The 10,547-nt window shown below is 37.1% G+C and carries 8 protein-coding genes; 2 read left to right on the top strand and 6 right to left on the bottom strand.

Annotated elements, in window-relative coordinates; translation table 11 throughout:
• The first annotated feature begins 563 nt into the window (after nt 1-563).
• Nucleotides 564-3,293 (top strand): gliding motility-associated C-terminal domain-containing protein, encoded by a 2,730-nt coding sequence (locus SGJ10_13630; protein MDZ4759162.1) that lies wholly within the window; start codon nt 564-566, stop codon nt 3,291-3,293.
• A gap of 575 nt (nt 3,294-3,868) precedes the next feature.
• Here the strand turns inward: SGJ10_13630 and SGJ10_13625 are convergent.
• The 6 genes from SGJ10_13625 to SGJ10_13600 form a co-directional block, all read right to left on the bottom strand.
• Nucleotides 3,869-4,336 (bottom strand): redoxin domain-containing protein, encoded by a 468-nt coding sequence (locus tag SGJ10_13625; protein MDZ4759161.1) that lies wholly within the window; start codon nt 4,334-4,336, stop codon nt 3,869-3,871.
• A 180-nt stretch (nt 4,337-4,516) separates the two neighbouring features.
• Complete coding sequence (gene yihA / locus SGJ10_13620) at nt 4,517-5,110, bottom strand: ribosome biogenesis GTP-binding protein YihA/YsxC (GenBank protein MDZ4759160.1); 594 nt, start codon at nt 5,108-5,110, stop codon at nt 4,517-4,519.
• A gap of 604 nt (nt 5,111-5,714) precedes the next feature.
• Nucleotides 5,715-6,731: a hypothetical protein gene (locus SGJ10_13615; protein ID MDZ4759159.1), complete on the bottom strand. Its 1,017-nt coding sequence runs from the start codon at nt 6,729-6,731 to the stop codon at nt 5,715-5,717.
• Nucleotide 6,732: 1 nt separating this feature from the next.
• A complete protein-coding gene (locus tag SGJ10_13610; GenBank protein ID MDZ4759158.1) occupies nt 6,733-7,299 on the bottom strand; it encodes a sigma-70 family RNA polymerase sigma factor in 567 nt (188 codons plus the stop codon).
• 33 nt (nt 7,300-7,332) lie between these two features.
• Nucleotides 7,333-8,694, bottom strand: coding sequence for a pyridoxal-phosphate dependent enzyme (locus SGJ10_13605; GenBank protein ID MDZ4759157.1), 1,362 nt, complete (start codon nt 8,692-8,694; stop codon nt 7,333-7,335).
• A 360-nt stretch (nt 8,695-9,054) separates the two neighbouring features.
• Complete coding sequence (locus SGJ10_13600) at nt 9,055-9,213, bottom strand: hypothetical protein (protein ID MDZ4759156.1); 159 nt, start codon at nt 9,211-9,213, stop codon at nt 9,055-9,057.
• 360 nt (nt 9,214-9,573) lie between these two features.
• On the opposite strand from SGJ10_13600, the gene SGJ10_13595 reads away from it, so the two are divergent.
• A complete protein-coding gene (locus tag SGJ10_13595; GenBank protein MDZ4759155.1) occupies nt 9,574-10,383 on the top strand; it encodes a hypothetical protein in 810 nt (269 codons plus the stop codon).
• The last annotated feature ends 164 nt before the right edge of the window (nt 10,384-10,547 follow it).

Genomic DNA, 10,547 nt, shown 5'->3' with positions numbered 1-10,547 from the left:
TTGCATTGGGCCTCTCAAGCAAAAATCACCTTGGTAAATAAAAACACTTTTGCTTCCTTTTTGTGTAAAAAGGAAGCCCCGATAGTTATCGGAGTTCGCAGCGAGCGATACTACAATAAAATAATAAAGTGTCCGTTATAATTTGGCTTTTCTTATTTGAATTATGAAAGAGGTCTATTCTATATTTTTGGATAAAAAAACCAAATGTAAAAAAAATTACTCTTTCTTCTTATACTATTAAGTATTGCGTCGGTATTATAGTTATATGTCAATTTATATAATACATATTATAATCCTAAACAATGATAAATGCCAATAAAATAGGCCATCACAGAAACATCGTTACAAGTGCCTACTATCGCATTTTCTTTTTCTAAAAATAAAATTTATTGCTTGTAAAAAAAAAAATAGATAACTGATTACTATCATATAGTTTATATGTCGTATGTCTTTTACCAGGCTCCCTATATGCTGGACTTTTGTACTATCAAATCAGAGAAAAAAAATGTATTTGATGCAGACAAAAAAAAACAAAAAACATACCATTATAAACAATTACCGAAATGAAAACTATTTATTTTTTTCTAACATTAATTCTAACCCTTGTATGCGGTTCACTCAAATCGCAAAACTGCACCGTAAATGGAGGTATTGACCAATCGAATTGCGTAACACTTCCAGGCGAGTTAAAAGGGAACGCCAGTGGATTATTTTCCACCACAGCTCATTGGGTTTTAGTAAACGGGCCAAGTGTACAAATTACCAATCCTGACAGTCTCAAAACTGCTGTTACAGGATATAAAGGTGGTAATATATATACGTTCAAAATCGCTGCTACTTGTAAAGACGGCACTACCGTGGCCGACCAAGTAACCATTAAAATAAGTGCCATCCCCAGCACCCCAAAAGCAGGCAGCGACCAATCGATGTGTACCATAAATGGATTAAAGGTGGACTTAGCTGCTTCATCATTAGATTCAGGTGAAATTGGTTTATGGAAAGTTATATCTGGCGGCTCAGGAACTTTTTCTGATGCCACCTCGCCCGATAGTAAATTCACACTATCAGGAAACAACTGTATAGGTATTACCGATGTTGTATTAAGATGGACTGTAACAAATGGCGACTGTAATGCATACGATGAAGTAACCATATCATATACCGGCGGTGCATCGGTTGATGCAGGCCTTCATCAAAATGTAAGTTGTGCTACCAAAGCAAGACTTGCAGGATCATGCCCAGGAGCGGGTAAGCAAACTGGAACTTGGACTTTATTAAGTGGCCCAGGCGGTGGCACATTTGGAAATAAAAATACCTATAATACTACCTTGGGCGATTTGGTAATCGGAACCTACTACTTAAAATGGACAGTAAGTGGCCCTTGCGTATCAAACGAAGATACCGTAAGTATTACTATATTATCGTTGGGTATTACTTCTACCATTGCTGCAAGTCCTAATCAAAGTTATTGTATAGGAAACCTACCCTCATCGTTTGCAATACAGGGCACTGCAGCCGATTCAAGCCAGAGTGGATTGTGGACACAAACTGCAGGAACAGCTACAAAAATCGCAAATAAAGATACAGCAAGTACTAGTATAACTGGGATTACTGCCGCAGGTGCCTACACCTATAAATGGGCCATATCAAAAGGATTATGTGCTACCACTGCTATGGTTACCATTACTGTACTCTCAAAACTTAGTGCAGATGCAGGTCCTGATATCGTGGCAATATGTGGTGCAAGCACCGCCACTATGACTCCCGTAATAAAAGGTGGTTCATGGACTTTTGTGAGCGGCCCCAGTGTACCCGCTATTTCAGGAAACAATATAACAAAACTGTTCAAAAAGGGCGTATATAAATTAAGATATGTATGTTCCAATACCTGTGGCAAAGCCGAAGATACAGCTTTAGTAACTATATCATCAATTCCTACCAATGCAAAAGCAGGTACCGATCAAATATTTGCCTGCAATGTGGTATCAGGAACATTGGCTGCCAACAGCCCCTCGTCGGGAGCTGGAACATGGACACAAATAAGCGGACCTAACACAGCAAAAATTGCTGACATACATAACCCTTCAAGCGGCTTAACAGGATTAATTGGTGGAAGATATTATATAACATGGAATATTGATGGGGGGGCGGGATGTGCAACCAATACCGATGAAGTTGTTATATATGTTTCAACCGATGCACCCACTGCCGCAAATGCTGGTGATGATCAAACGATCACAAAAAATACTACATTAATTCTAAAAGGCAATACGCCGAAAGGTGCAGAAATCGGAACTTGGAGTCAGATTGGGGGAACACCTGTTACCATTGATAGTACCAATTTAGAAACAACTCATATAACTGGCGTTTCCGAAAACAGTACTTATACATTTGTATGGACAATTAGCAACTCCTGCGGGTCAACCGCCGATACGCTAATAGTAAATATAATACCCGATTCAAAAGTAGGTAAAGATGCAAGCTACTGCAATGCTACTATTATTAATATATATGGCAATAACCCTGGAGCAGGCAAAGGTGTGTGGAGCCAAGAAACTGGCCCCCAATGCACAATTACAGACATAAATAACCAAACTACTTCCATAAAAAATATGAGCCCTGGTATATATCAATTCAAATGGACAATCACCATAGGCGGAGGTTCATCGAATAGTATTATAACCATTACCAACTACGCACCAGTAAGTGCAAATGCTGGATCACATCAATATATTAATATCAATAAAACACCCATAGCTACTTTAAATGGAAATTTTGTATCTCCTGCAACTGGTATCTGGTCGATGATAAGTGGTAACGCCGTTACAATTGAAAACCCTGCATCTCCCAATTCAAGAGTAAGTGGTCTTACTAAAGGTGATTATACTTTTAGGTGGACTGTTACAAACGGATTATGTTCAAGCTACAGTGATGTTAGAATCTCCGTTTCCGATACAAAAACCAATACAAACCCACCCGATAGCCATATTGTGGTGCAATATACCGACCCCAAAGTATATGTACCGAACGCCTTCACACCTAATGATGATGGATTGAACGAATACTTCAAACCTACCACCAATGGTGTAGAAAAATATACCATGGTATTATATAACAGGTGGGGACAACAAATATATGTGGGCAACGAAAACGATCCAGGATGGAATGGAACTTTAAAAGAAAAAGAATGCCCTCAAGATGTATATATGTACGAAATAGTATATGAAGGTAAATCATCGAGCGATTTTGTAGTGGGCGAAACAATAAGAGGAACCATTACCTTGATGAGATAATAAAAGAAATTATATAATAACCTCAGAAAAAATTTGATTTGTTTTTTTTTGATATCTGAAAGTCCTCGCCAAAAGCGGGGATTTTTTTTACCTTCCCAACGTCATTCTGAGTAGTCCGACGCTTCGGTGGCACTGCAAAGAATCTGTGTCAAATATATAGTACTTTCTTTATCTCCAACCACTGCATATTCTATGCTCGAATTGTAATAGGTAACAGAATTGTTATTTAAGGCATATAGCTACCCAAGACACAAACTATCGGTACTGCCTTCGGACTGGCGTTGTCGCCTACCGAAAAAACCTAGCACCACCCCTTAGTGGTCGGCGACAACGCCAGACCAAAGGCATTTGTAACCATTGTGTTCTGAGTAGATATATGCCTTACTAAATAAAAAATCCCCATCACAATTTGCAATGAGGATTATAATATATCATTTGTACGCTTCCCCATCAGTAATCATCCCGCATCCTTGCCAAACTTACCTACACATGGGTTATACTAAAGCATACGCTCGTACTTGATACTATATACTTCCCGCCACGGCGGGCTTTATACTGCTACTTTCCACTTGCTACTATAAAGAAGCCACACAAGCTTTGATAGCATCAAAATTTGGCAAATCGCCTGCTGAAGCCAATACCTCAGCATATTGTATAATACCATTTTTGTCAACTACAAAAGCAGCACGTTTCGATACACCGTTCATATCATTGGGAAATGTTTCGAACAAGCAATCGTAGGTCGTAGAAGCAACTTTGTTGAAATCACTCAATAAGGTAAAGTTCAAATCTTGTTCTTGTTTGAACTTTAACAAACTAAATAGCGAATCCACAGAAATTGCAACCACATCAGTGCCTAAGTTTTTATAGTTACTAATATCGTCTCGAATAGTGCAAAGCTCTTTGGTACAAGTGCCCGTAAAAGCTAATGGAAAAAAAAGAATTACTACATTCTTACCTTTGAAATCTTCAAGCGATACTACATTTTTTTCAGTGTCGCGAAGTGTGAAATTGGGGGCTTGTTGCCCGATTGTTATACTCATATTATATTTTTTACTTTATATTTTGCCCGCCGCGGCGGATTAATTTTTACTACAATTATAGAATTTTATCTGGAAGTAAGTATAACAACTGCAATTTGAATATTGTTTTTGCAAATGCTTCGAAATAGAGCCTACAGTTACAAATTATCATTTTATCCTATATGGTGGTGCATAGGTGCCTCATTTTTTTAAAAAGCTATGTAAATACGCCAACAATTCGTCTTTACCTTCTTTTTCAGTAGCAGAGGTAAGGAACATGGGTGGTATCTGTTCCCAAGTTTCCAAAAGTTTGTTCTGATAATTTTCCAGATTAATTTTCAATTCTGCTGGTTTTAATTTGTCAGTTTTGGTGAGTACCAAAAAAAAGGGAACCTGATTGCTTCCCAAAAACTCGATAAAATCCAAGTCAATCTGTTGTGGCGATAGTCTGCTATCAATCAATACACCCAAACTATATATAGTTTCACGCTTGGTAATATACTCTGTAATGAAACCGTGAAACCGTGACCGCTCCGATTTGGAAACCCTCGCATAACCATAACCAGGAAGATCCACCAAATACCATTTTCCGTCTATATCGAAATGATTAATCGTTTGTGTTTTGCCAGGCGTTGAAGAAGTTTTGGCCAATCCTTTTTTACCTGTGAGCATATTAATCAATGAAGATTTGCCCACATTACTGCGGCCAATAAAAGCTACTTCGGGCCTGTCATCCTTGGGGCATTGGGATATATGGGAACTGCTCTTTATGAATTCAGCTTTCAGGATTTGCATGGGGCAAAATTAAGGACTGTAGAGTTGGCGTAGCAGAAAATGTTTTTATTGTATTACCATATATTATACAAATTCTTAACCTAAAATAGTCTTTGGACTATTTTAGGTTTGTAGAATGGTAATGCCGAACTACATCCCGAATGCCCCGCTTAATCCCGATAATTATCGGGATGCGGGGGGATTAGTCCCTTTCTTTTTGACTATTATATATTGAGTGTCGGTATAAGTCCTGTAGGGACGGCCTTTTAAAAAGAGGCAAATGCATAACTTAATGACATTGCCCCAAGGGAGTATAACCTAATTGGCTTAAACGCTTGCTATGATTAACTACAATCTTCATATTATAATTAAGCAAAATTAAGCTTAAATATCGTTTTTCCGAGATTGTATTTTGGTCTGTACAACTATTATTGAAGTTCCAAATATTTTCACCGTATAGCAATGTATAACTCGCAGGTTACATCGTGCTAAATTGTTGTCTCCACTTTGGCTATAAGTATTTAATTAGCGATAATATATTAGAAATAATATAGAAAATTTCTGCTTGGCGGGGCTTCAAAGCATTGTAAACTAGCATAGGACTCGCTGAGGCATATTTTACCTCCTACTCCTCCACCGGTGCCACAGCCTCTGCCCAGAAATTATTGAACCTATCGTTCTCTTCAATCTTATAATATTGCCCAGCAGATTTTATATATAATACACCTTTCACTTTTATTAAAGTTATATCTGCGGGTTTCATTCCATAAATAATAAGTTTTTTGGTATTATAACGATAACCTTTATAATTAACTGGCGATTTCCAAAACTCTACATTAAGCATTTGTGGAGATGCTTTGTACTCCACAGTTTTGTCGCTTTCGTTATTGTTATTATCATTTTGTCGTGAAGCTGGAGCCTGATTATTTCTATTATTATTGCTTTGTGGTAATATTATACTTTTCTTTTTCAAAGCTTTCTTTTCCAAGTTTGCTACTTCCATTGCTAAATAAGTAGTATAATTTGTATCCAATACCAACTCATCAGTTTGCACTTTAAAATCGTCGGCAGTGGTAGCTCCTGCGGCAATATCTTTGCTCAGCAAGGTGATAGATTCTTCAGCAGGCATTTTCATGTCCTCCTCCTTAATATTGTATGCGTATTTTAAAGAGTCTTGCAATGTTGCTAGTTCCATATTTTTTACTCCAATTCCACTACCAGTTACTGAATCCGTGCCCTCTTTTATTGTTTCATTCTCTATGTAGGCACTCTTCCCTTTTTCATGTTTTGCACTTTGGGTTTTTTCTAGTCCTTGTGCCATTTGTTTTTGATCCTTGTCAAAATAAATAAGTAGACCATAACTAACACTCAATAAAACCAAAGATGCAGCAACAGAATATATAATAGTGGTTTGCCAAAATGTATTTTTATATACTTTGGGAGCGTTCTTTTCTATAAATAATTTCAACTCATGGGCACGGTATTGTTTGGCCACTTCTATAGCCATTCGCAGCGATTCGGCCAGCTCACGCAATGCCTCGTCGTTGCTGAGTCTTACCTCAAACAATCCCGCATCGAAAGCATTCATTTGCCCGCTGAGGTATTTTTCTATTTCTTCGATATTTGGTCCTTCGCTTTCCAAATTAATATAATATATCTTCTTTTTTTATTTTTGATTTTACTACAGTTTCTAATTTCTTTAGGCACTGATATTTTTTTGCTTTGGCTGTATCAGAATTTGCAAATTCCATGAGCTTGGCTACTTCATTCATATTATAGCCATCGAAATAAAAATAACCCAATAACTTTTTGCAAGTCTCCCCAATCTCGTCCATACAATTTTTTAATATCTTATAGTCTATTTTCTTGGTATCACTTTCTTGCTCAAATGGTTCCACAGCCAAGTTATCCAAACCTGTTTCTCTGTTCATTTTACGAAGTTTGTTCCACCATAAATTTTTGGCTACCGAATATATATACGTAGTGTACTTGGCGGTAAGTTCAAAATCGGGTTGTAATGATTTTTGCCACGTAATAACTAAGGCGTCTTGCACGGTATCTTTAACATCGTCATCGCTGCCATTGTTTTTTAAAATATAATTTCTCACGCTTTCGTAGCACATTTTATACAATTCTATCAAAGCTTGCTGATTGCCTGCCTTCATCATTGCTAGAAGGTCTTGGTCAGTAAGTGGTTTTGATGGTTGCATGTTTGTTAACTACAAAAAGTAAATAGCGATATACTAATTTGCTATTGCTCTAATCAAATCGTATTCCGTTATAATATGCAATTGGCCTATGGTATCTTTAACCAATACCGCTGAATTTTTCTTGTTTATCATACCTGATATTTTTGCAGCGGGTGTGTTCAAATCCACTACTGGGAAGGGCTTACCCATTACCTTCTCCACACTGTTATTTATATTATAGGGATTTTCCAATATCTGACTTAGCACAATACTTTCTGTAATACTTCCCAATATTTCATCGCCATCGGTTACGGGTATTTGTGATATATCCAATTCTTTCATTTGCTTAACGGCATCCTGCAAAAATGCATCTTTGCTTATGGTAACAAATTGTTTTAAATCTTTCTGGTCTATAATACTTTTTGCAGTAATTACTCCTTCTTCCAAGAAACCGCGTTCACGCATCCAATCATCATTAAAAGGTTTGCCCATATAACGACTTGCATGGTCATGAAAAATAATAACAACTACATCTGTTGGTTTTAATAAATGTTTTAATTGTAATAAGCCTGCAACTGCACTTCCTGCTGAGTTCCCCACGAGTATACCTTCTTCGCGTGCAATTCTACGGGTCATGATCAAACCATCTTTATCTGTTACTTTTTCAAATAAATCTATCACATCAAAATTTATATTTTTGGGCAAAAAATCTTCTCCTATTCCTTCGGTTATATAGGGATATATTTCTGCCTCGTCGAATATTCCTGTGTCTTTATATTTTTTCAAAACAGAACCATAAGTATCGATACCCCAAATTTTGATTTCGGGATTTTGTTCTTTCAAATATTTACCCGTTCCTGATATAGTTCCACCGGTACCAACACCAACAATCAAATGGGTAATTTTCCCTTCGGTCTGCTCCCAAATTTCAGGGCCTGTTTGTTCGTAATGGGCAACCGTATTACTCAAATTATCATATTGGTTCACGTACCAACCATTGGGCACTTCTGTAGCCAATCTTCTCGATACAGAATAATAGGAACGCGGGTCGGATGGTTCCACATTGGTGGGGCAAACTATTACTTCAGCCCCTACAGCTTTTAGCATATCGGTCTTTTCTTTCGATTGCTTATCGGTAGTAGCAAATATACATTTATAACCCTTGATTACTGCAGCAATTGCGAGTCCCATTCCTGTATTTCCACTAGTGCCTTCAACTATAGTTCCTCCTGGTTTCAACACGCCGCTTTTCTCGGCATCTTCTATCATCTTTACGGCCATTCTATCTTTAATGGAATTGCCCGGATTGAAGGTTTCAATTTTGGCAAGTATAGTACCTGGTATACCCGCAGTTATTTTGTTTAATTTTACCAATGGCGTATTGCCAATGGTTCCTAGTATATTGTTATGCCACATGGAGGGGAATTTTATATTTTATAATTGTTATTTTATATTTTTCTGCTATTGTCACCCTGAGCGGAGTCGAAGGGTTGTCTTCGATAAACTCTAACAGACAATTGTGCCTAGCGAGTTTATCGGGATATGAATAATAGCTTGTTACTTGCTGCTAATTTTCAGCAAAGATAAGAGCCTAACCTAATATATTATACCAATTCTTAAACTATAATAGTTCTCCGCCTGTGGCGGATTTAGTTTTTAGAATGGTAATGCCGAATATGTTTAGTCCCTCTTTTTTGGGACTATTATATATTGAGTTTCGGTATTATTAATCCTTGTCAGCCACCAAAGTAAGAAAGGCATCTTTACTATCGCGGGCTATTTGAGCTGCTCTACTTGTATAGGTTTCAATAAATAATCTATGGCTGAAACTTCGAAAGCCCGAAGTGCATGATCATTATATGCAGTAGTAAATACAACTTCAAAATTCACTTCGTCCAAAAATTCAAACAAACGGAAACCATCAAAGTTGGGCATCTCGATATCCAAAAAACCAAATCGGGCTGATGTTCCTTGATAGCAAGTACCCCTGAAGGAACGTCTGCCGCCTCGGCAATCACATCCACATCTGTGCAGTTCTCTGCTAACAACGTTTTCAGAGTTCGCCTCGCACGGGCTTCGTCTTCTATTATAATTGCTTTAAGCATACTGCGAAGATAATTTCAATTCCTCAGTTTCAACTAATAAAACAAACTGCATACTATAAACTGCACACCCTAAACTGTAAACTAATAAATGAAAACAATTCACAAACCCAAACCTACATTTCATAGGACGAACCTAAAATAAAAAACGGAAAAGCTCCTTGTTTGCAGCATAAATAAAACAAAAAACATAATGAAATTAATTAAACTTTTAATGCTAGTAGGTCTCATCGGGATGATGGACTTCAATGCAAACGCAAGTACCTATGCTAACGGTCCTAAAATCAAAGATGTGAAACTTAGTTTGTTAAGTGACGAAGTTAACAACAATGGAACACAGGAATTTAAACTTGTTATTATTGTAAAAGGAGATGATAAAGACGAAGTAGCAAATGTTGCTGTTGAACTAGAAGCAACAGGTAACGCTCCTACACTATCTACAAGTAAAGTGATTGCAACCTTTAAAAAGAATTCAAGTACAACCAACAAAAAAAGGTATGTGAACAAGGACATCACTTTTTCAAAAGATGCATTGGGGCAAGAATATAATATTAAATTAACGATGATGGATGAAAACGGAAAGACCATTGGTTCAGCGATAAATGAAAAAGTAACCGCTGAAAATGATGGAAAAGCTACAAATGCAGTAGACAAAGTAATTGATGATAAAGAATCGAATCCCGACAGTTGCGACACCAAATATAAACTAAAAGAACTGGGATTTACCACTACTAACTCGGGTGGACTCTATATTATTAAGTTTGATTTTAATTTAGAAAAAGGAAGTGATGTCCCTACCAAGACTAAAATGGTAATGCAATTAACCAACTGTAATGGCCAAACCAATAATATACAAATCACACTTAAATATGATGAAAGTACATTTACTTGTAGCGGCAGCCAAGCCATCAAACAAGATAAGGATTGCCCATGGATACTCACCTATTGTGAAATAGGATTATATAATCCCTGTAGATTTAACAGCATCCACTTTCAAAATTGACCAAACAAAATCAAATGGTAAGGGTACTAGGGCAGTGGCCACATCAAGTAACGGTAGCCCTGGCTTATTAGACCTCTTTCATAATTCGATTCTAATAAATATAAAGGTTTGAAACACGAATTTTAAAACTTAGAAGGCTGCCCTTTTTTATTTACAGCAGCCCG

The sequence above is a fragment of the Bacteroidota bacterium genome (assembly GCA_034439655.1).
Taxonomy (GTDB): domain Bacteria; phylum Bacteroidota; class Bacteroidia; order UKL13-3; family UKL13-3; genus CANJUD01.
Note: the sequence above shows the minus strand (reverse complement) of the source record. Positions and strands in the feature narration are given on the sequence as shown.